Origin of the sequence: Roseovarius sp. TE539 (assembly GCF_003298505.1) — a bacterium.
In the GTDB taxonomy this organism is placed as follows: Bacteria; Pseudomonadota; Alphaproteobacteria; order Rhodobacterales; family Rhodobacteraceae; genus Roseovarius.
In genome coordinates this window covers 13779-35006 of sequence record NZ_QNGB01000012.1, presented here as the reverse complement: position 1 = coordinate 35006, position 21228 = coordinate 13779, and the positions used below count along the sequence as shown (strand labels likewise).

Below are 21228 nucleotides of genomic sequence, written 5' to 3'. Positions count from 1 at the left end.
AATGGCAAAGGACATGACACCACCCGATGAAACCCTGCTGGACATCCGGGGACTGTCCCTTGAATTCCGCACTCCGCGCGGACGGGTCAAGGCCCTGCGGGACGTCTCGTTCCCGGTTCGCAAGAACAGGATCATCGGCATTGTCGGAGAAAGCGGTTCGGGCAAGAGCACGATCCTCTGGTCGATCCTGGGCTTGCTGTCCGGCAACGCCGAAGTGACAGCGGGCGAGGTTCTGTTCGAGGACCGTGACCTGCTTCACACCAGTCAGAGGGATCTGCAGGCGGTGCGCGGCGAGGAAATCTCTGTCGTTTTCCAGGACCCGATGACCAGCCAGATACCGGTGCTGACATATGCACGGCAGATGTTCGATATCCTTTATCGGCGTCCCGAACTTTCACGGGAAGAAAAACGCAGAATGGCGGTGGAGATGCTGGAAAAGGTCGGCATTCCCGACCCGGCCGCCCGGATTGATCAGTATCCGCACCATTTCTCGGGCGGCATGCGCCAACGGGCCGGTATCGGCATGGCGCTTCTCACGGGCCCCAAACTTCTGCTCGCCGACGAGCCGACCACCGCGCTCGACGTGACGATGGAAGCACAGATCATCCATCTTCTGCAGGAGTTGCAAAGCGAGACAGGGGCGACGATCGTGCTGGTGTCCCACAATCTGGGACTGATCGCGGAACTGTGCGACGACGTGGTGGTGATGTATGCCGGCGAGGTGGTCGAAACCGGTGATGTCCGGTCCATCTTCCACGATCCGCAACACCCCTACACGCGCGCCCTGCTGGAATGTGATCCGGCACGCATCGAAAAACAGGCCGGCAAGCTGCCGGTGATCCCGGGCGACATTCCCGATCTGGTGCGCCCGCAGCACGGATGTATCTACGCGCCGCGCTGTCAGCGTGTGATCGAGGGGGTCTGCGTCACCACCCCGCCGCCGAATGCGGGAACTGCCGGTGGCCATGCCCGCTGTCATCTTCTGGACGGTCCCTTCCACGATCCCGAGTGGCCCCCGCCCGCCGAGGTCCTGACGGTCAAGGCCGGAGAAACCGGACGACCGGCGGGTCCGAAAAAGATCGGCGAGGAACCGCTTCTGGATGTTTCCGACCTCAACGTGAGATTCCGCACGATGGGCGCGCTGCATGCGCGGCTAAAGGGGGTTGCGGATCCGTTTGTAGATGGTGTTCTGGACGTGTCGCTTTCGGTTCGGCCCGGTGAAACCGTCGGACTGGTCGGCGAAAGCGGGTCAGGCAAGACGACGCTGGGCCGCGCCGTTCTCAATCTGCTGCGATCACATGGCGGCGCGATCGATTTCGAGGGTGAGCAGATCCGCAACATGCCCGAACGCCGGTTCAAACCGTTGCGCCGTGACATGGCGATGATGTTCCAGGATCCTGTCGGATCGCTTTCGCCCCGCAAATCCGTGCGGGCGCTTGTCACGGAACCCTTCGAGATTCACGGGATTTCAGGGGTCGACCTTGATGCCGAGGCCGAACGCCTGGCCGATCTGGTACGCCTGCCCAAACCGCTTCTGGGCCGCTATCCGCACGAATTGTCCGGCGGGCAGGCGCGGCGCGTGGGCGTCGCGCGGGCGCTCGCGCTCAATCCCAAGCTCATCATCGCGGACGAGCCGACGGCAGGTCTCGACGTGTCGGTACAGGGCGAGATCCTGAACCTGATGGCGGACCTGCAGGCCGAGCACGGGCTGGGTTACCTGATCATCACCCACAACCTTCCCGTCGTGCGTCACATTGCCGACAGGCTTGCCATCATGTATCTTGGCCGGGTCGTGGAACAGGGCGACGCAGAAGAGATTTTCCGTTCACCCGCGCACCCTTACACACGTGCGCTGGTTGAAGGCATCCCGCAGCCCGATCCGGACCGCCGCCGCACGCATGTCTCGATCTCAGGGGAGGTTCCCAGCCTCATGAACCGCCCCGTGGGATGCGATTTCGCCACCCGCTGCCCTTGCGTGCAACCGAGGTGCCGAGAGGAAAAACCACCGCATTTCACCATGAATGACGGCCGCGTTCACGCCTGCCTTTTCCCGTTGAAGTGACATTCGGCACCTGCCGCCATGCCCCCGATGACGGAAAAGCGGTTGGTGGATCGTGCATCCGGCCCTATATTATACAGTGTAGAAATTCGGCTTGCCGATCGGCTGGCCTGATGGTTCCGGACTGTTCAGAATGGATCTATTTTGCTGCGGATTGAATATTTGCCCGGGCGGGGCACGGTCTTGGTGTCGCGCTTCGTTTTACCCCGGCCAATCGCGTACCGGGCGTATCCTGTCCGTGCCACGCGCATACGACACGCGACGCTGGATGAGCGAAATTTTTCTCGATTTCTTCGCACTTGGGTTTGCGTCTCGGCGCGAGTTGCTGAAGAGTCCGGGCAATGATCGACTCCCCGGCACTCAACCCGAGAACCAGGGCAACGAGAAAGGCACAAAGGATGAGATACGAAGCTCCGACGACCGTGGATGCCGCGGTCGAGTTCCTGGCCAGTCAGTCCGGTGACTGTCATATGCTGGCCGGCGGGACAGACCTTCTGGTCAAGCTCCGCTCGGAAATGATCGAACCGGATGCGATCCTCGATATCAAGCGGATCGAAGGCATGAAGGACATCACCGCCGAGAACGGCGGCTGGCGTATCGGCGCCGCGGTAAGTGGTGCGGAAATGAACGAGCACGAGGCGCTGTGCGCGGCATGGCCCGGCGTTGTCGAGGCGGTGGGGTTGATCGGCTCCACGCAGATACAGGGCCGCGCGACCCTGGCCGGAAACCTTTGCAATGGCTCACCCGCCGCCGACAGCGTGCCGGCGATGCTCGCCGCCGACGCGATCGTCCGGATCGCCGGCCCCGGCGGAGTACGCGATGTTCCTGTCGGCGAGATTCCGGAAGGACCGGGCAAGACCAGCCTGAAAGCGAACGAGTTCATCGCCTCGATCTTCCTGCCGGAAAGGCCGGCACGGTCGAGCGATGCGTATCTGCGGTTCATCCCGCGCACCGAAATGGACATCGCGGTGGTCGGGTGCGGCGTGTCGCTGCAACTGGATGAAAGCGGCAAGGTGGCGCGGGCCAGGGTCGCTCTCGGTGCCGTCGGCCCGAAAGTCACGCTTGTGCCGGAAGCGGCAACGGCCATCGAGGGCAGCACCCTGGACGATGCGGCACAGGCGGCGCTGACGGCTGCCTGCACAAGCGCGGCCAGCCCGATCGACGACAAGCGCGGAACCATAGCGTTCCGCAAACATGTGGCCGGGGTCCTGGGACGCCGCGCCGCGAAGATTGCATTCGAACGCGCAGGAGGTGCGGCATGAGTCAGATCCATGTGACGACCAGTATCAACGGCGACCAGACGGAATTCCTCTGCGAGCCGGACGAGACGCTTCTGGACGTGCTGCGCGATCGTCTGGGACTCACCGGCTCGAAGGAAGGCTGCGGCACCGGTGATTGCGGGGCCTGTTCGGTCACCGTTGACGGCCGCGTCGTCTGTTCCTGCCTGATGCTGGGCGCCGAAGCGGAAGGCCACGACATCGGCACGATCGAGGGCATGGCCGAGGGGGACAAGCTGCACCCGCTGCAGGAGAAGTTCCTGCAAGAGGCGGCCTTGCAATGCGGCATCTGCACGCCGGGGATTCTGGTGGCGGCCAAGGCCCTGCTTGAGCACAACCCCGCCCCGACGGAAGAAGAAACTCGTTACTGGCTGGCCGGCAACCTTTGCCGCTGCACCGGGTACGACAAGATCATCCGGGCGGTCATGGACACCGCCGAAGATATGCGGAGGGCTTCATAATGGCACTCGACGACAGATCCAAGACACGCGATTTCAAGGTGATCGGCACCCGGCCTGTGCGGCCGGACGGGATCGACAAGGTGACCGGACGGGCGAAATTCGGAGCCGATGCGACGGCCCCCGGAATGCTGACCGGACGTGTCTTGCGCAGCCCCCATCCCCATGCCCGCATCCGCAGGATCGATGCCTCGAAGGCCGAGGCCCTGCCCGGCGTCAAGGCCGTGGTCACCCGGGCCGATTTCGGAGAGGTGCCGGAGGACGTGTTCGATATCCTCGACAATTGCATGGCCGGAGAGAAGGCCCTTTATGACGGGCACGCGGTGGCGGCGGTGGCGGCCTCGAGCCCGGCAGTGGCCAAGCGCGCCGCCAAGCTGATCGAGGTCGAGTATGAGCCCCTGCCCCATGTCACGGATGTTGACGAGGCAATGAAACCGGAAGCGCCGGCACTGCATGAGGGCCGCACCGAGGAGACGGTTCCCGAAGGCATGTCACCCAACGTGATCTCGCGCGTGCAATTCGGCCACGGCGACATCGAGGCGGGGCTGGCACAGGCCGACCGGGTGGTCGAGCGCACCTACCGCACCGCCGCGACCCACCAGGGCTATATCGAGCCGCATGCCTGCCTGGCCTCGATGGGGCCGGACGGACAGGCCGACCTTTGGTGCTGCACGCAGGGGCACTACCTGGTGCGCAATACCTGCGCTGCCATCCTCGGGATGGAGCAGGGCCAGCTGCGCGTCACCGCCTCGGAGATTGGCGGCGGTTTCGGCGGCAAGACGACCGTCTTCCTGGAGCCGGTGGCACTGGCCCTGTCGCGCAAGGCGGGCCGGCCGGTCAAGATGGTGATGAGCCGCTCGGAAGTTCTGCGGGCCAGCGGGCCCACGGCCTCGAGCTCGGTCGATGTGCGTATCGGCATGACGAAGGACGGGCGGATCACCGCGGGCTTTGCCGAATTGCGCTATCAGGGCGGGGCCTATCCCGGGTCACCGGTGGATATGGGCTCGATGTCGGCCTTCGCGCCCTATGATCTGGAAAACGTGCGCACCGTGGGCTGGGACATCGTGACAAACCGGCCCAAGCAGGCGGCCTACCGCGCGCCTGGCGCACCGATGGCGGCCTTCGCGGTTGAAAGCGCGATCGACGAGCTGGCCAAGGGCTTCGGTCTCGATCCGCTGGAGGTGCGGCTGAAGAACGGGGCTGACGAGGGGACCAAGGCGTCCTACGGGCCCACCTACCCCGCCATCGGCCTGATGGCCACGCTGGAGGCGGCCAAGTCACATCCGCACTGGTCGGCGCCCCTGGGCAAGGGCCAGGGCCGTGGCGTGGCCTGCGGATTCTGGTTCAATTTCGGCGGCGACACCTGTGTGAGCCTCAACATAACGCCGGACGGAACGGTGACCGTCTCGGAAGGCAATCCCGATATCGGCGGGTCGCGTGCCTCCATGACCATGATGGCCGCCGAGGAGCTTGGCATCCCTTATGACCAGGTCCGCACGATCATCGCCGATACCGGATCTCTGGGCCAGAACGAAGTGACCGACGGCAGCCGCGTGACCTTCGCGGTGGGGCTGGCCACGATCGAGGCGGCGCGCAACGCCAAGCGCGAGATGTGCCGCCGCGCCGCCATGGTCTGGGGCATCGACGAGGAGGCCGTGGTGTGGGAGGACGGCGCGGCGCGCCCCTCCGGCCCCAACGCGGGCGAGCATCCACCGATGACACTGGCCGAGATCGCCGCCATCGCCTCCAATACCGGCGGGCCGATCGCGGGGCATTACGAGGTCAATGCCGAAGGCGCCGGCGTGAGTTTTGCCACACACATGGTGGATGTCGAAGTGGATCGAGACACCGGCGCAACCAAGATCCTGCGCTACACGGTGTTTCAGGATGCCGGCAAGGCCGTGCATCCCTCCTACGTGGAGGGGCAATTCCAGGGCGGCGCGGTTCAGGGCATCGGTTGGGCCCTGAACGAGGAATACATCTACGGCGATGACGGGGTGCTTCAGAATCCCGGCTTCCTGGATTACCGCGTGCCGGTGGCCTCGGACCTGCCGATGATCGACACGGTGATCCTGGAGATCCCCAATCCGGGCCACCCCTATGGTGTGCGCGGCGTGGGCGAGACATCCATCGTGCCACCCCTTGCGGCGATCGCCAACGCGGTTTCGGAGGCCGCGGGCGTGCGCATGACGGACCTTCCGATGTCACCGCCCAGAATCCTGGCTGCAATCGAAAACGGGTAACGCGATGGTCAAGGTGCAGATGTGGGGCTCGCTGGCCGAAGCCGCCGACGGCAGCACCGAAGTCGAGATAGAGGCCGGAACGTTGCGCGAATTGCTGGACGGGCTGGCCGGGGAATACCCCGGCCTGGCACCGGAGCTTGAACGCGGCATATCGGTGGCTATCGACGGGCGGGTCTATAACGACAGCTGGTTCACACCCATAAAACCGGACAGCGAGGTCGTGCTGTTACGCCGGTTGAAAGGTGGTTAGGCGTCTCGTCATTCACGAAGGTCCCAAACCGATGAAAAACTGCCGGCGCCCTCACCGTGCCCCTTCGCACCGTGCGATCGGCATCGCGGCCGGCTCATTCGCAAACGGTTCGATCTCCCTGTGATTCCGGCCACGCTCCGACGGTAATGGCGCGGGTTCTTGCGCATGGCGCCGAGTGGCGCCCAGCCCGCGATTGCGGACCCGGGCCAGGGCATTGCCCTAACGATCCAGGGGCATGTGCCGGTTCACATCCTTGTAGAGCAGATAACGGAACGGTCCCGGCCCGCCGGCATAGCAGGCCTGAGGGCAGAACGCACGCAGCCACATGTAATCTCCCGCTTCCACCTCGACCCAGTCGCGGTTGAGCTTGTAGGCCGCCTTTCCCTGAAGAACATAGAGGCCATGTTCCATCACGTGGGTTTCCATGAACGGGATCACGCATCCGGGCGCCAACGTCACGATGGTGACGTGCATGTCGTGGCGCATGTCCTCGGGATCGACAAAGCGGGTGGTGCTCCACTGCCCGTGCGTGTCCGGCATCGGGTCGGGCGCGATGGACGCCTCCTGCGCGATCACCGGGTCGGGCGGCGCCAGTCCGGCAACCGGCTGGTAGGTCTTGCGGATCCAGTGGAACGCCGCGGCCTCGTCTTCATCGTTGCGTAACTGCCAGTCGGTGCCGGCCGGGATATGGGCATAGCTTCCCGGCTTCATGGCATGTTCCCCTCCGCTGATTGACAGCACCACCGCGCCGCCGACCACGAAAAGCGCACCCTCGGCGCCACGATCGGGCTCGGGCCGGGTGCTGCCCCCGCCGGCGGCGACCTCCATGAGGTAATGCGAGAACGTCTCCGCAAAGCCCGACATCGGCCGCGCCAGCACCCAAAGCCGGGTCTTGTCCCAGTGCGGCAGGCGGCTGGTCACAATGTCACGCATCGTGCGGCGCGGAATCACCGCGTAGCTTTCCGTGAACACCGCCCGGTCCGTGAGCAGCCCGGTTTGTGGCGGCAGGCCGCCTTCGGGCACGTGGTAGCTGTGTTCTGTCATCTGCGTTTCCTCCCGAGAAACTGAAGGCCGTGCGGGGATCATGGCGGCACCACAACCGCGGACGGGTCAAGGCGGTATTCCTCAAGGTTGTCGCCCGCGCCGACCCGGTCGATAACGGCGAACTGCCCGTCGCCTCCCAGAGGAGTCAGAACGCCGTGCCAGATACCGCGCTGCAGGTTCACCCCCTGCCCCGGCGCCGAGACGAAGGCCCGCAGACCCGATGGCACGCCGCCCGCGTCGCCCGCCACCACGATCAGCATCACTGCCGCGCCGCCGAGCGGAAGGAAGGCCTGACTGCCCATCGGGTGCCGCTCCACGAGGTCGACACGATGCGGCAGCACCACCTCCTGCGCGTCGAACACACTGAGCCCGGGCCGACCATCGCCGAAATCCAGCCGGGCCAGATCGTGATAGCGCCCGCAGCGCCCCGCGTTGATGATCAGGTCGGGCCGGCCACGCGCCTCGATGACGTCGCCGTAACCGGCAAAACCATCCGCCGTCAGCGATTCGGGGACAAGCCGCAGCGCGCTCATCCCAGATTGTCCCGCAGACGGTGAAACGCGATCCGTTCAACCTGTCGGCAGGCTTCCTCGAACTCGGTCTCGCTGTCATTTGCCAGCCGCCGCTCGAAAGCCGCGAGGATGCTGCGCTTATCGTGGTCGCGTACCGCGATGATGAAGGGAAACCCGTGCCTTCCGGTGTAGGCCCGGTTCAGACGCGTGAAGTCCGCCCGCTCGGCATCGGTGAGCGCGTCAAGCCCGGCACCCGCCTGCTCTGCGGTGCTTTCTTTCGTCAGGCGTCGCGCCTGCGCCAGCCTGCCGGCCAGATCCGGATGCGCGGCCAGCACCCCTCGCCTTTCCTGAACCCCGGCCGACCGAAAGACACGGCAAAGCGCATTGTGGACACCTTCGGCGCAGTCATGGGCCGGCCCCAGTTCCAGCTCGAATGCCCGCTCGGCGATCCAGGGGGAGGCTTCGAAGATACCGCCAAAGGCCGTTACAAAGTCCTCCCGCGACATTTGGCTCGGGGCGGGGGCTGCCACCTTGTCGGGGGCCGGATGCACCCGCGACCAATGGGCCGCGATATCGGCGCGGCGCGCGCACCATGCGGCGCCGGAGGCTTGTACATGCTCCACAAAGCGGCGCAGCCCGGCGATCTTGCCCGGTCGCCCGGCAAGACGGCAATGCAAACCCACCGACATCATCTTCGGCGCCCCGTCCCGGCCCTCGGCCAGAAGCTCCTCGAACGTGTCCCTTAGATAATCGAAGAACTGGGCGCCGGTAACCGGACCCGGCGCCGCGGCAAAACGCATGTCGTTGGCTTCCAGAGTGTAGGGAATCATCAGCTGCGCACCAGCGCCGGACCCGATCCAGTAGGGCAGATCGTCGGCATAGCTGTCGGAAACGTAATCGAAACCGCCCGCCTCGGTCACAAGGCGAACCGTGTTGACGCTGCTGCGTCCGGTGTACCAGCCGCGCGGGCGCGTGCCGGTCACCTCGGTGTGCAGGCGTATAGCCTCGGCGATGGCGGCGCGCTCATCCGCCTCGGGCATGTCGCGATGGTCGATCCATTTCAGGCCGTGACTTGCGATTTCCCAATCCGCCGCCTGCATCGCCGCCACTTGCGCAGGACTGCGCGCCAGCGCGGTGGCGACGCCGTAGACGGTCAGTGGCACACCGGCCCCGGTGAACAGCCGGTGCAGCCGCCAGAACCCGGCCCGTGCACCGTATTCGTAGATCGATTCCATGTTGGGATGCCGGGCACCGGGCCAGGGTGCCGCGCCGGGGATGTCCGACAGGAAGGCCTCCGAGGCCGGATCACCATGCAGAACGCAGCTTTCGCCACCCTCCTCGTAATTCAGCACGAACTGCACGGCGATCCGAGCGCCTCCGGGCCAGTGCGGATGCGGCGGGTGCGGGCCGTGGCCGCGCATGTCGCGAGGGTAACGTTCCAATCCGTGCCTCCCCGGGTGTCCTTTCCCTGTTATTGCAACGCGATCCGAATTACTCTCTTAGAAATGAAGAAGGAGCTTTTTGCCCGGCGGACATGTCATGACACCTCCGGATCGGGCATTCAAGTCACAACACCGACCGCCAAGAGGCCGACATGACAGGCTACCTGACAACGCATGTGCTCGACGCCGCGCGCGGATGCCCCGCCGCCGGCCTGGAAATCGACCTTTTCAGGATCGACGCCGAAACGCGTATCCGGCTGCGGGGGGCGCGGACCAATTCCGATGGCCGTACCGAGTCGCCGATCCTGCCGCCCGACGAGTTCCGACCCGGGACCTACGAACTTGTTTTCCACGCCGGTGCATATCTGGACTCGGTCGGGATGCCACCGCAGGATCCGCGCTTTCTTGATCTGGTGCCGGTCCGTTTCGGCATGGACAGCCCGGTGCATTACCACGTGCCCCTGCTGTTTTCGCCATTCGGCTACTCCACCTACCGCGGAAGCTGACCCGCCCGCTTCAGACGGAGCGCGCTGCGCAGGCGTGGAACCCTGTTTCGCGGTCTGCGTGAGTATTTCGGGAAAGATGAAGCAGCCGGCGGCCGCGCCGGCCGGCAACATCCCGGCGCCCGGCGTCCTTTCTGTCGCGCGGCGTATCAAGGCCGGTCCGATCGGGCCGCCGGGTCAGGGCCTTTCCGCCAACGCCTCCCTGCAATGGGCCACCATGAAATCCACGAACAGCCGCGCCTTGGGATCCTGGCGCCTGCGGTGCGCGTAGAGGCAGGCCATCTGCACCGGCAAGGGCGGTTCGTGTTCGAGCACCGGGATCAGCCTCCCCGACGCCAGGTGATCTGCAATCTCGAAGGCCGGCTTGAGGATGATGCCGTGCCCCGCAAGCGCCCAGGCAGTCAGCACATCGCCGTGATCGGACTCGAACGGGCCGGTGACGGCGACGCGCTTGACACCGTCGGCCTTCTGCAGCGGCCACTGGAATTCCGGCGCGCCGGGGTAGCGGAGGTTGAGGCAGTCGTGACCGTCATCCCTGAGACTTTCGGCGGTCTGCGGCGTTCCCTTTCGGGCAATGTATTCCGGGGCGGCGCACAGGACCCGCGGGCAATCGGCGATCTTGCGGATCCGCAGGGTGGAATCCTCGGGCAGACCGAGAAAGAACGCCGCGTCCAGCCCCTCGGCGGCCAGGTCCAACCGCCGGTCGGACAGGCGCAGGCGGATGTTTATCAGCGGATACTGCGCGGTGAAGGGCGGGATCGCCGGTGCGATCAGGCGCTGCCCCATGCCGAGCGGAGCGGCGACATGCAGCGTACCGCGGGGCGTGCGGGTGACATTGCTGATTTCCGTCTCGGCATCCTGCACCGCCTCGAGGATCTTCTGCGCCCCGTGGTAGAAAAGGTTGCCCTGTTCGGTCGGGTGCAACATCCGCGTGGTCCGCTGGAAGAGCCTGACGTTCAGGTGATCCTCCAGATGGGCGATCCGGGAAGACGCCACCGCCGCGGAGATACGCTGATCGCGCGCTGCCGCCGACATGCTGCCCAGCTCGTAGACACGTACGAACGTCCGGATATTGTCGAGATAGGCCATCGTGTCATTCTCAGGCTTTGTTTGAAGCAGTTGGGAAATTTTTGCTCTTTCAGGATAATCACCGGGTCGGGTAGCGTCCATCGCGAACTCTCGGGGAGGAGAATTTCCGATGCAGGATCTTGCGATCATCCGCGACTGGTTGGACTTCGCGGTGCGCTGGCTGCATGTCGTCACTGCCATCGCATGGATCGGATCCTCGTTCTATTTCATCGCGCTCGACCTGGGCCTGCGCCGTTCCAGGGACATGCCCGACGGCGTGCACGGGGAGGAATGGCAGGTTCATGGCGGCGGGTTCTATCATATCCGCAAATACCTGGTGGCGCCGCCGCACCTGCCCGCGCATCTGACGTGGTTCAAATGGGAAAGCTATGCCACATGGCTGTCCGGCGCGGCACTTCTGATGATCGTCTACTGGGCCGGGGCCGAGCTTTACCTGATCGACCGCGCAAAGGCGGACCTGGCCGCCTGGCAGGGCATGGTGATTTCCGGGGTATCGCTGGGGGTCGGCTGGGCGGTCTACGACGGGCTGTGTCGTTCCGGCCTCGGACGGCGGCCGACGCTTCTCATGGTGCTGCTCTTCGCGCTCCTGGTGGCGGCGTCCTTGGGGTATGATCAGGTGTTCACCGGCCGCGCGGCGCTGTTGCATCTGGGCGCGCTGACCGCGACGCTGATGACCGCGAATGTCTTCATGGTGATCATCCCCAACCAGAAGATCGTGGTCGCGGACCTGCGCGCCGGGCGCACGCCCGACCCTGAGTACGGCCGGATCGCCAAGCTGCGCTCGACGCACAACAATTACCTGACGCTGCCGGTGGTTTTCCTGATGCTCAGCAATCACTATCCGCTGGCCTTCGCCACCGAGCAGAGCTGGTTGATCGCCGTGCTTGTCTTTCTGATGGGCGTAACGATACGGCACTGGTTCAATTCCCGACACGCGGGCATGGGCCCACCCGCATGGACATGGGCGGTGACCGCGCTGATCTTTTTGGCGATCATGTGGCTGTCGAGCGAACCCTTCAGCACCGTGGAACCGCGGGAGGCCGGGACCACCGCGCCGACACAAGCGGAGCGCAGATTGCTGCACGGAGACGAATTTCCCGGCGTCCGGGACATCGTGCTGGGGCGATGCTCCATGTGCCACGCGGCAGAGCCGGCCTGGCCCGGTATCCGCAGCGCGCCCGGCGGGCTGATGCTTGAATCCGATCGCCAGATCGTCCGCGCCGCGCGGCAGATCTATCTGCATGCCGGTCTGTCACGCGCGATGCCCCCCGCGAACGTGACGTGGATGGAGACGGCCGAGCGTCGGCGGATCACCCGCTGGTACAGGCAAGCGGCAGGCGGATCCTGACCATTGCCTGAACCGTCCGGGCATGAGCATCTCGGCCCGGACGCCTTGCGCAATTCTCCGCACCGCCACGCGGCGCTGCCCTTGCATCAATCCCTGCCGTTCCCGGCCTTGCGGGCCAGGCCGGCCACGTAGGTCTCCGCCACCGCGCGATCATCACCCATCATCTGCAGCACGAACAACTCTTCCGTCAGGGTTTGCGCCCGCTCCATGCGCAGCGCCATCGCCGGTGTCGCACGCGCATCCAGAACCACGATATCGGCCTCGGTTCCCGGGTCGATCGTGCCGATCCTGTCCTCGAGGCCAAGCGCCACGGCATTGCCACGGGTGATCCAGTGGAAGGCCCTCAGCGGATGCAGGCTCTGGCCCTGCAATTGCAGCACCTTGTAGCCTTCGTTCAGCGTCTGCAGCATCGAGTAGCTGCTGCCGCCGCCCACGTCCGTGGCGATCGCGTTCACCAGCCCCTGCGCGCGCAGCCCCGCATCGTCGAACAGGCCCGACCCCAGGAACAGGTTCGAGGTCGGGCAGAAGACCGGGCGCGCCCCTGCTTCGGCCAGCGCGGCGGTTTCGCGTGCGGTCAGGTGCAGGCAATGGCCCAGAAGGGTCCTTGGCCCCAGAAGCCCGTGATCCTCGTAGACGCCGGCATAGTCGCGCGCATCGGGGTAAAGCCGCGCCGTCAGCGCGATCTCGTCGTGGTTCTCGCTCAGGTGGGTCTGCACGTGGCAATCGGGATGTTCGGCCGCCAGCGCCCCCGCGGCTTCCAGTTGCGCGGGCGTCGAGGTGATCGCGAAGCGGGGCGAGATGGCGTAATGGGCCCGCCCCGTACCGTGCCAGCGCGCAATCAGCGCCTTGCAATCGTCATGGGCCGATTGCGCGGTGTCCAGCACCGCGTCTGGCGCATTGCGGTCCATCATCACCTTGCCGCCGATCATCCGCATGTTGCGCCTTGCCGCTTCGGCAAAAAACGCCTCGGCCGACGCGCGATGGACCGAGCAGTAGGTCGCTGCGGTGGTGGTGCCCGTCTCGATCAGCCGGTCGAAGAACCGGACCGCCATGACAGCGGCATGATCGGGATCGCCAAAGCGCGCCTCCTCGGGAAAGGTGTAGGTGTTGAGCCAATCCAGAAGCTGCGCCCCCCATGACGCGATAACCTGCACCTGCGGAAAATGGATGTGCGGGTCGATGAACCCTGCCATCATCAGATGCGGGCGGTGATCGACAAGATGAAGCCTGTCCAGCCGCGGGGCGAATTGCGCGAAATCGGCGACCTCCCTGATGCGACCGTCCTCGATCAGGATTCCGCAATCCTCGAAATAGACATGGGCGGCGCTGTCTTCCGGCCCCTCCGGTTCGGACAGGAAATTGAGCGCCCGCCCGCGCAGCAGCGTTGCGGCGCCGGTCATGCCGTTCGCCCGCCGGCCCGGGTATATCCGCGGCCCTCTCGGCGATTGCGCGGGTGCGGTCTACTGGTATTCAAGATCGGTGTCCTTGTCGGCCCCGGCCTCCTGCCTGCCGGCATCCCCGGGCAGCAGGGCCGAAACCAGTTCCGCCGCCACGCAAGCCGCGATCACGGCGGGGCGCTTGTCGCCGGTCACGCCGGCCCCGATCGGGCAGGTCAGGCCATCGGGGGACACGCCGCCACCCGGCCCGGCGCACCAATTGCGGAATCGCGCCCGCTTGCTGGCCGATCCGATCATTCCGACATACCCCGCATCCGCGCGGGCCAGCGCTGCCGCCGCAAGCAGGAAATCCAGCCCGTGATCATGGGTCAGCACCACGAAACCGTCGCCCGGCCTCGCCGTCGCGATCTCCGCTTCGGGCAGGGCCGAAAGACGTGTCTCCACCCCGGCACGGCACTGCGCCAGCTCGTCGGCCCGGGTGTCGATCAGCACCGCGTTGAGCGGCAGGAGCTGCACCGCGTCGGCCAGCGCCCGGCCCACATGCCCCGCCCCGAGAATATGAACGCGGGGGCTTGCCCTTGCCCGCGCGTCCAGCCGCGAAAGTATCCGGTCACGCGACGCCTCGTCCAGAAGATCGAGATCCAGTCGCACCCGCCCGCCGCAACATTGCCCGGTGTCCGGACCCAGTTTCACCCCGACCGTGTCGCGCCGCACACCATCCGCCAGAAGGTTGCGCGCGCGCTCGATGGCATCGAATTCAAGCCGGCCGCCGCCGATCGTGCCGCAGGCCCCCGTTGCCGTAACATACATCGCCGCACCTTCCGCGCGCGGTGCCGACCCATGCACTCCGGCCACGCGCACCCGCATCACGGGCGCCCTGACCGACAGAAAGTTCCTCGTCGCCCGCAGCCCTGCCATCGTTCAGACCGCTCCCTTCAGCCGCTCGACCGCCATGAGCACGCGTTCCGGCGTCGCCGGGGTATCGAGCCGGGGACATTCGCGGTACCCGGCCACGCTGGCCACCGCCATCGACAATGCCTCGAGCACGGAAATGCCCAGCATGAAGGGCGGTTCGCCAACCGCCTTGGATCTCTTGATCGTCAACTCCCGGTTCTCCGACCAGTCGGCCAGCGCCACGTTGAAGACGCGCGGCCGGTCCGACGCCAACGGGATCTTGTAGGTCGAGGGGGCGTGCGTGCGCAGCCGCCCGGCTTCGTCCCACCACAGTTCTTCGGTGGTGAGCCATCCGACGCCCTGCACGAACCCGCCCTCGACCTGGCCCAGATCGACCGCCGGGTTCAAGGACCGCCCGACATCATGCAGGATATCGGTCCGCTCGATCCGGTATTCGCCGCTAAGCGTGTCCACCGACACCTCCGAGCAGGCAGCGCCATAAGCGAAGTAATAGAACGGGCGCCCCTTGCCCGCCGCCCGGTCCCAGTGAATCCTGGGCGTCTTGTAGAAGCCGGCGGCTGAAAGATGCACGCGCGCCGCATAGGCCGCCCGGACCAGATCCGCGAAGGGCACGGTCTCCCCTCCCACCTGCACCCCGCCGGGCACGAAGGCCACCGCAGCCTCGGGCACCGCCCAGTGCCAGGCCGCGAATGCGGTCAGCCGCGCCTTGATCTGTTCGGCGGCGTCCAGAGCGGCCATGCCGTTGAGATCCGATCCCGACGAAGCCGCGGTCGCCGATGTATTGGGCACCTTGCCGGTCGTGGTGGTGGTGATCTTGATCCGGTCGAAATCGACCTGGAACGCATCGGCCACCACCTGCGCGACCTTGGTGTTGAGGCCCTGCCCCATCTCGGTGCCGCCATGGTTGAGATGGATCGACCCGTCGCTGTAGACATGGATCAGCGCCCCGGCCTGGTTGAACCAGGTGGCGGTGAAGGAAATCCCGAACTTCACCGGCGTCAGCGCGATGCCCCGGCGTATGATGCCGCCCTTCGCGTTGTGCGCGATCACCGCCGCGCGGCGCTCGCGATACGCCGCCGAGGCCTCAAGCTCTTCGACCACACGGTTCAGTATGTTGTCCTCGACGGTCTGGTGATAGGGGGTCACGTCGCGCCCCCCGGGGCCGTAGAAATTGGCCTTGCGCACGTCCAGGGGGTCCATCTCCAGCGCATAGGCGATCTCCTCGATCATGCGCTCGGCGGCGATCACCCCCTGTGGCCCGCCGAAGCCGCGAAACGCGGTGTTTGACACCGTGTTGGTCTTCATCGGACGACTGCGCAGGCGGACATTGGGGTAATAATAGGCATTGTCGGCGTGAAACAGCGCCCGGTCTGTCACCGGCCCCGACAGATCGGCAGAATAGCCGCAGCGCGCGGCCAGCACACCGTCCACGGCCGCGATGCGCCCTGACCCGTCAAACGCGACATCGTAGTCGATGACGAAATCGTGGCGCTTGCCCGTGGCGATCATGTCCTGGTCACGGTCAGGGCGAATCTTCACGGCGCGGGTCCATTTCTTCGCCGCCACGGCAGCAGCAGCGCAGAAGATGTTCATCTGCGTTTCCTTGCCGCCGAAGCCTCCGCCCATGCGGCGCACGTTCACCGTGACCGCGTTGCAGGCCACGCCCAGAACCCGCGCCACCATGTGCTGCACTTCGCTGGGGTGCTGGGTGGAGGAATGCAGGATCACATCGTCGTCCTCACCGGGGATTGCCAGTGCGACATGTCCCTCAAGATACATGTGATCCTGCCCGCCCACAGCGACCCGTCCGCGGATGCGATGATCCGCCGATTTTTGCGCCGGGGCAATCTCGCCGCGCTCCAGCTTCAGCGGTTCGGTCACATGCGGATACCCCGCGGTTTGTGCCGCCAGCGGATCGAGAGCATGGGGCAGTTCCTCGTATGTTACCCGCGCCAGCAAGGCGGCGCGCCGGGCCGCGTCGCGAGTTTCGGCAACCACCATGAACAGCGGCTGCCCGTGAAACTGCACCTCCCGGTCCGGAAAGACGGGCTCATCGTCGCGGCCCGTTGGGCTGATATCGTTCCGGCCGGGTATATCCGCGGCGGTCAGCACGCCCACCACCCCGGCCGCCGACGCGACCTCAGAAAGGTCCATATCGCGGATCAGGCCATGCGCGACCTCAGACAGGCCGAAACAGCCATGCAGCATCCCGGCAGGCCCGGCGATGTCATCAGTGTACCGCGCCTCGCCTGTCACATGCTTGACGGCGCTGTCATGCGTCTGCGCGGCATGGGCGCCGCCACGTATGGTCACGTTCTCCTTCATCAACCCGTTTCCCGAACGCCGTCAAGACGCACCGTCCGGCCGCCCCCCGGCGCTTGCCGTTCCAGGTAGAAGCGGCGCAGCAGGTTGCGGGCCGCCAGCATGCGATACTCCGCCGAGGCGCGCCAATCCGAAATCGGCGTGAAATCGTCCGTCAGCGCCGCGCCAGCGGCAACAAGGCTCGCCTCTGTCCATGGCTGCCCCTCGAGCGCGGCCTCGACAGCACGGGCGCGTGCAGGTGTGGCCGCCATGCCCCCGAAAGCGATGCGCGCCCGAATGATGATGCCATCGCGGACCAGCACGCTCAACCCCGCAGCCAACGCCGATATGTCCTCGTCCCGGCGCTTGGAAATCTTGTAGGCGGCATCAATGCGCCCGGCTTCGGGGCGGGGTATCCGGATCGTTTCCAGAAACTCGTCCGGCGCCCGGTCCTGCCGCCCGTATCCGAGAAAGAAATCCTCCAGCGCCAGCACGCGCCGCCCCCTGGCCGAGCGCAGGGTGATTTCCGCCCCCATCGCGATCAGTGGCGGCGGCGTGTCCCCGATGGGCGAGCCGTTGGCGATGTTACCCCCGATGGTGCCCATGTTGCGCACTTGCCAGCCCCCGATCCGTGTCCAGTAGTCGGTCAGGTGCGGAAAGGCCCCGGTGAGCGCAGCCTCGGCCCCCGAATAGCTTGCCACGGCTCCAAGCGTCACGTCCCGCGATGTCACCTCCACCGCCGCCAGGTCTTCCAGGTGGCCGATGAAGACCGCCGGGCCGACATCGCGCAGCTCCTTCGTGACCCAGAGGCCCACATCCGTAGCCCCGGCAATCAGCGTCGCACCTGGTGTTTCGGCCAGCACCTCGGCAAGGTCTTCGCCGCTGCATGGCAGGATCACCGCGTTCCGCCCTTCGCCACAGACCACGCGGCGCCCGTCTCTCAGCTCCGCCAGGCGCGGCGCCAACTCGGGGCCAAGGGTAACCAACGGATCGTCTGCAGGGTTTCCATGCGCCGAGGCGTCCAGTGCCGCCCGCAGGATCGGCGCATAACCGGTGCATCGGCACAGGTTGCCCTGAAGCGCGGTCTCGGCCTGCGTCACGGTGGGCGTCGGGGTGCGCATCCACAGGGCCTGCAGCGCCATCACGAAGCCCGGGGTGCAGAACCCGCATTGGCTGGCATTGTGATCCACCATCGCGCGCTGCACCGGCCGCAGGGTACCGCCGGCGCCCAGATGCTCCACCGTGACAACATGGCAACCATCCACCGACGCGAGGAACCGGATGCAGGCATTGACGGGTTCATAATCCACGGTGCCGTCCCGGGGGCGCCCCACAAGCACCGTGCATGCCCCGCAATCCCCTTCCGCGCAGCCTTCCTTGGTGCCGGTGAGGCCGCGAACCAGCCGCAGGTGGTCCAGAAGCATTGCATCGGCGCGCACGTCATCCAGGGTGACCTGACGGTCATTGAGAATGAACCGGATTTCGCCGCGATGTCGTTGCATGGCATTCCCCCGATCGTGCCCGTTCACACCCCAGCATAGGCCGAATGTCCCGACGGGAACACGGGGGCAACAGGGAATCACTTTAATGAAATACCTGAAAATCCCCGTGCCACCGAGGATGTGCGCGTCACTCCGTGCGGCTGATCCGGTATTGCGCTTTTTCCAGCCAAGCGGGGTTCGGCATCACACCCCAGCCCGGGGCCTCCGTCACGCGCAACCGGCCATTCTCCACGCGGTAGGGATCGTTTTCGAAAAGCCCTTCCTGCCACGGGTAATAGTCCGGTCCCTCGATAGAGAATTCCAGGTACTTGCCCGCGTTCGGAAGGGCGCGCAGAAGGTGCATCGTGAACAGCGTCACCATTGACAGGTTGGCGCAATGGGGGGTGCAGGGCAGTCCCGCCGCGGCACCGGCTGCGGCCACCGCCATCGTGCGCACCACGCCGCCCAGATAAAGGATATCGGGCTGGATGATGTCGACCGCGCGCATCTCGATCATCCGTCGCCATTGCGACAACTCGCAATCCTGCTCGCCACCGGTCACATCCAGATCCAGCGCCCGGGTCACCTCTGCGGTCTGCTCGAGCTCCCAGTAGGGACAGGGTTCCTCGAAATGCTCGACGCCGTTGTCCTGCAACATCTGCCCGATCTCTATCGCCCGTGGCGGGGAAAATCCCGAATTGGCATCGACCAGAAGGGAAACCTCTTCGCCCAGGGCGCGGCGCATGGCGGGCACGATGGCCTCTGTCCGGCCCGGCCACTCGTCCCGGTCGTGGCCGCATTCGGCGCCGACGCGAAACTTGAAAGCGTCGAATCCCTGCTCGTCACGCAGACGCGTCAGGCGCACGGCCTCTTGCTCGGGGGTGATGTCGCGCCGCATCGAAGAGGCATAGGCCCGCAACCCGCCGGCCGATCCGCCCAGAAGCGCCGCCACGGGCAGGCCCTCGGCCCGGCCGCGCCAGTCCCACACCGCGGTGTCCAGCCCCGCAAGCGCCCGCCGCAGGTAGGTGCCCGGGAACTTGTGCTCGCGCTCCGGGATCTCAGCCACCAGCGCCTCGAGTTCCTCCACGCCACGGCCGAGGCTCCATGGGGCGATCTGACGGTGGAAGACCTGCGCCGTAATGTCGGCGTTATAGGTTGAAAGCTGCCCCCAGCCCTGCCTGCCATCGCGGGTCGTGATCCGGACGAAACCGACGAACTCATTGACGAATGTCTCCAGCGCGACGATGCGCGCACCGGGCTGTCCAGGCTGCATCATGCCGCCTCCAGTATCAGGTTGCCGGCGCGGTATCCCACCATCATCGCAGGGGCGTTCGTATTGCCCGAAGTAATCGAGGGGAACACCGACGCGTCCGCCACCCGAAGCCCGTCGATTCCGTGTACGCGCAAGGCCGGATCGACCACCGAATCCTCCGGTCCTGTCCCGATCCGGCAAGTGCCCACAGGGTGGAAAACCGTGCTGGACCGGTCGCGGAAATCCTCCAGCAGGGCTTCGTCCGACAGGCGGCGCGGATCCGGACCCATCGGCGCCTCGATCAGGTTGCCGATCGCATCCGTGCCCAACAGGGCCCGGCACAGTCGGCCGCCGGCGATCACGGCATCGCTGTCGCCCGGCGCCGAAAGCGAGGACGGGATGATCCGCGGCGGCGTGGCCGGGTCGGCATCCACGATCCCGATCCGGCCCCGGCTTTGCGGACGCGTGGGCTGAAAACCCAGGACGAACCCGGCGAAACTGTCCGGATTGATGACCGTCCGCGTGCCCCGCGCCGTGGTGGTGTAGGTCACCGGGTTGAAATAGAGTTGTTGATCGGGCCGCGGGCAATCCGCCTCCGACCGGAAGAAACCCCCGCATTGATTGACACTCAACGCCAGCGGTCCGCGCCGCCGCAAGGCATATCGCAGTGCCGCGCGCAGCTTGCCCGCGAAAGGCGCCAACTGGTTGTTGAGGGTCGCCTCGGTCGCGCGGAAGTAATAGCTGATACCAAGGTGATCCTGAAGGTTCCGGCCCACCTCCGGCAACGCCTTCTTCGGGGTCACACCCGCTGACAGAAGCGTCTCTTCCGCGCCAAGCCCCGATCGCTGCAGTATCGCAGGTGAGCCGACAGACCCGGCGCAAAGGATGATCTCGCGCCGCACGGCGAAGCGCCTTTTCCGCCGTCCGAAACGCGCCTGAAGCCCGGTGGCGCGCCCGCCCTCGAAGGTCAGCCGCTCGACCAGGGCCGCGGTTCGCACCGTCACGTTCCCCCGCCGCCGGGCGGGCCTCAGAAATGCCCGTGCCGCCGACCAGCGGGCGCCGTTGCGTGTGTTGATCCGGTAAGTGGTGGCGCCCTCGAAGGACGCACCGTTGCAATCCTCCGTGCCCGGCAGCCCGAGCGCGGCGGCCCCGGCGAAGAAATAGCGGTTGACGCGATGCACCTGATCGGAAACGTCCTGAACGAAGACCGGCCCGTTCCCCGAGCGCCGGCCGTCCGCGGCCACCCGGGACTCCATGTCGTCGAAGACCGGCGCGACGTCGCGCCAGGCCCAGCCATGCGCCCCCGCCGCGGCCCAGTCGTCGAAATCACCCGGTTGTCCGCGCACGTAGACCAGCGCGTTGATCGCGCTGGAGCCCCCCAGCACCTTGCCCCGAGGCCAGTAGCCGCGCCGCCCTCCGAGGGAGGCTTCCGGTTCGGTCTCGAACTTCCAGTTGACGCGCGGATCGAAAAACGTCCTTCCGTATCCCAGCGGCAGCGTCAGCCAGGGCGACGTGTCACGGCCGCCCGCCTCCAGCACGAGGACGCTGTGGCGGCCGCCCCGGGCAAGCCGGTCGGCGACGGCGCAACCGGCAGAGCCGGCGCCGACGATGATGTAGTCGTAGCTTTCCAAGTCTCCGCCTTTTCAATGCGCGCCGC

17 protein-coding genes are annotated in these 21228 nt (G+C 66.0%); 7 read left to right on the top strand and 10 right to left on the bottom strand.

Annotation, left to right across the window (positions count from 1 at the left end; genetic code table 11):
- Position 1 precedes the first annotated feature (1 nt).
- The 5 genes from DQW77_RS09420 (at position 2) to DQW77_RS09400 (ending at position 6287) form a co-directional block, all read left to right on the top strand.
- Positions 2-2062: an ABC transporter ATP-binding protein gene (locus tag DQW77_RS09420; RefSeq protein ID WP_113257972.1), complete on the top strand. Its 2061-nt coding sequence runs from the start codon at positions 2-4 to the stop codon at positions 2060-2062.
- Positions 2063-2457: 395 nt separating this feature from the next.
- Positions 2458-3321, top strand: a complete 864-nt coding sequence (locus DQW77_RS09415) for a xanthine dehydrogenase family protein subunit M (protein ID WP_113257971.1) — start codon at positions 2458-2460, stop codon at positions 3319-3321.
- Positions 3318-3797 carry a (2Fe-2S)-binding protein gene (locus DQW77_RS09410; protein WP_113257970.1) on the top strand — a complete coding sequence of 160 codons (480 nt, stop codon included), beginning with the start codon at positions 3318-3320 and terminating at the stop codon, positions 3795-3797. Before DQW77_RS09415 ends, DQW77_RS09410 begins: the two co-directional genes overlap by 4 nt.
- On the top strand, positions 3797-6037 hold the full coding sequence (locus DQW77_RS09405; RefSeq protein ID WP_113257969.1) for a xanthine dehydrogenase family protein molybdopterin-binding subunit: 2241 nt from the start codon (positions 3797-3799) through the stop codon (positions 6035-6037). The genes DQW77_RS09410 and DQW77_RS09405 overlap by 1 nt, the downstream gene beginning before the upstream one ends.
- 4 nt (positions 6038-6041) lie before the next feature.
- On the top strand, positions 6042-6287 hold the full coding sequence (locus DQW77_RS09400) for a MoaD/ThiS family protein (RefSeq protein WP_113257968.1): 246 nt from the start codon (positions 6042-6044) through the stop codon (positions 6285-6287).
- A 219-nt stretch (positions 6288-6506) separates the two neighbouring features.
- On the opposite strand, the gene DQW77_RS09395 is transcribed toward DQW77_RS09400, so the two are convergent.
- The 3 genes from DQW77_RS09395 to puuE are packed head-to-tail and all read right to left on the bottom strand — an operon-like array spanning position 6507 to position 9285.
- Positions 6507-7331 carry a bifunctional allantoicase/(S)-ureidoglycine aminohydrolase gene (locus tag DQW77_RS09395; RefSeq protein WP_113257967.1) on the bottom strand — a complete coding sequence of 275 codons (825 nt, stop codon included), beginning with the start codon at positions 7329-7331 and terminating at the stop codon, positions 6507-6509.
- Between the two features lie 38 nt (positions 7332-7369).
- Positions 7370-7864, bottom strand: a complete 495-nt coding sequence (locus DQW77_RS09390; protein ID WP_113257966.1) for an ureidoglycolate lyase — start codon at positions 7862-7864, stop codon at positions 7370-7372.
- A complete protein-coding gene (gene puuE / locus DQW77_RS09385; RefSeq protein ID WP_113257965.1) occupies positions 7861-9285 on the bottom strand; it encodes an allantoinase PuuE in 1425 nt (474 codons plus the stop codon). Before puuE ends, DQW77_RS09390 begins: the two co-directional genes overlap by 4 nt.
- A gap of 152 nt (positions 9286-9437) precedes the next feature.
- On the opposite strand from puuE, the gene uraH reads away from it, so the two are divergent.
- Positions 9438-9791 carry a hydroxyisourate hydrolase gene (uraH, locus tag DQW77_RS09380; RefSeq protein WP_113257964.1) on the top strand — a complete coding sequence of 118 codons (354 nt, stop codon included), beginning with the start codon at positions 9438-9440 and terminating at the stop codon, positions 9789-9791.
- 174 nt (positions 9792-9965) lie between these two features.
- Here the strand turns inward: uraH and DQW77_RS09375 are convergent, their stop codons facing one another.
- Positions 9966-10877 (bottom strand): LysR family transcriptional regulator, encoded by a 912-nt coding sequence (locus DQW77_RS09375; RefSeq protein WP_113257963.1) that lies wholly within the window; start codon positions 10875-10877, stop codon positions 9966-9968.
- A 109-nt stretch (positions 10878-10986) separates the two neighbouring features.
- Between DQW77_RS09375 and DQW77_RS09370 the strand changes: the two genes are divergently transcribed.
- Positions 10987-12225, top strand: a complete 1239-nt coding sequence (locus DQW77_RS09370; RefSeq protein ID WP_113257962.1) for a urate hydroxylase PuuD — start codon at positions 10987-10989, stop codon at positions 12223-12225.
- Positions 12226-12311: 86 nt separating this feature from the next.
- Here DQW77_RS09370 and guaD read toward each other — a convergent pair whose 3' ends face one another.
- The 6 genes from guaD to DQW77_RS09340 form a co-directional block, all read right to left on the bottom strand.
- Positions 12312-13625: a guanine deaminase gene (guaD, locus tag DQW77_RS09365; RefSeq protein WP_113257961.1), complete on the bottom strand. Its 1314-nt coding sequence runs from the start codon at positions 13623-13625 to the stop codon at positions 12312-12314.
- Positions 13626-13685: 60 nt separating this feature from the next.
- Positions 13686-14540, bottom strand: coding sequence for a xanthine dehydrogenase accessory protein XdhC (gene xdhC / locus DQW77_RS09360; RefSeq protein WP_258523806.1), 855 nt, complete (start codon positions 14538-14540; stop codon positions 13686-13688).
- Positions 14541-14543: 3 nt separating this feature from the next.
- Positions 14544-16862 carry a xanthine dehydrogenase molybdopterin binding subunit gene (gene xdhB, locus DQW77_RS09355; protein WP_113257960.1) on the bottom strand — a complete coding sequence of 773 codons (2319 nt, stop codon included), beginning with the start codon at positions 16860-16862 and terminating at the stop codon, positions 14544-14546.
- Entirely contained in the window at positions 16862-18340 is a 1479-nt protein-coding gene (xdhA, locus tag DQW77_RS09350; RefSeq protein WP_113257959.1) for a xanthine dehydrogenase small subunit, read from the bottom strand. The genes xdhB and xdhA overlap by 1 nt, the downstream gene beginning before the upstream one ends.
- Positions 18341-18467: 127 nt before the next feature.
- Positions 18468-19595 (bottom strand): mandelate racemase/muconate lactonizing enzyme family protein, encoded by a 1128-nt coding sequence (locus DQW77_RS09345; protein WP_113257958.1) that lies wholly within the window; start codon positions 19593-19595, stop codon positions 18468-18470.
- On the bottom strand, positions 19592-21202 hold the full coding sequence (locus tag DQW77_RS09340; protein WP_113257957.1) for a GMC family oxidoreductase: 1611 nt from the start codon (positions 21200-21202) through the stop codon (positions 19592-19594). The genes DQW77_RS09345 and DQW77_RS09340 overlap by 4 nt, the downstream gene beginning before the upstream one ends.
- Positions 21203-21228 lie beyond the last annotated feature (26 nt).

Excerpts from the sequence above, each read along its gene's own strand:
- DQW77_RS09410 (WP_113257970.1), top strand. The coding sequence starts at position 3,318 with ATGAGTCAGATCCATGTGACGACCAGTATCAACGGCGACCAGACGGAA.
- xdhC (WP_258523806.1), bottom strand. The coding sequence starts at position 14,540 with ATGGCAGGGCTGCGGGCGACGAGGAACTTTCTGTCGGTCAGGGCGCCC.
- xdhB (WP_113257960.1), bottom strand. The coding sequence starts at position 16,862 with ATGAAGGAGAACGTGACCATACGTGGCGGCGCCCATGCCGCGCAGACG.
- DQW77_RS09345 (WP_113257958.1), bottom strand. The coding sequence starts at position 19,595 with ATGATGCAGCCTGGACAGCCCGGTGCGCGCATCGTCGCGCTGGAGACA.
- DQW77_RS09370 (WP_113257962.1), top strand. The coding sequence starts at position 10,987 with ATGCAGGATCTTGCGATCATCCGCGACTGGTTGGACTTCGCGGTGCGC.
- uraH (WP_113257964.1), top strand. The coding sequence starts at position 9,438 with ATGACAGGCTACCTGACAACGCATGTGCTCGACGCCGCGCGCGGATGC.
- xdhA (WP_113257959.1), bottom strand. The coding sequence starts at position 18,340 with ATGCAACGACATCGCGGCGAAATCCGGTTCATTCTCAATGACCGTCAG.
- DQW77_RS09395 (WP_113257967.1), bottom strand. The coding sequence starts at position 7,331 with ATGACAGAACACAGCTACCACGTGCCCGAAGGCGGCCTGCCGCCACAA.
- DQW77_RS09415 (WP_113257971.1), top strand. The coding sequence starts at position 2,458 with ATGAGATACGAAGCTCCGACGACCGTGGATGCCGCGGTCGAGTTCCTG.
- DQW77_RS09375 (WP_113257963.1), bottom strand. The coding sequence starts at position 10,877 with ATGGCCTATCTCGACAATATCCGGACGTTCGTACGTGTCTACGAGCTG.
- DQW77_RS09420 (WP_113257972.1), top strand. The coding sequence starts at position 2 with ATGGCAAAGGACATGACACCACCCGATGAAACCCTGCTGGACATCCGG.
- DQW77_RS09405 (WP_113257969.1), top strand. The coding sequence starts at position 3,797 with ATGGCACTCGACGACAGATCCAAGACACGCGATTTCAAGGTGATCGGC.
- DQW77_RS09390 (WP_113257966.1), bottom strand. The coding sequence starts at position 7,864 with ATGAGCGCGCTGCGGCTTGTCCCCGAATCGCTGACGGCGGATGGTTTT.
- DQW77_RS09400 (WP_113257968.1), top strand. The coding sequence starts at position 6,042 with ATGGTCAAGGTGCAGATGTGGGGCTCGCTGGCCGAAGCCGCCGACGGC.
- guaD (WP_113257961.1), bottom strand. The coding sequence starts at position 13,625 with ATGACCGGCGCCGCAACGCTGCTGCGCGGGCGGGCGCTCAATTTCCTG.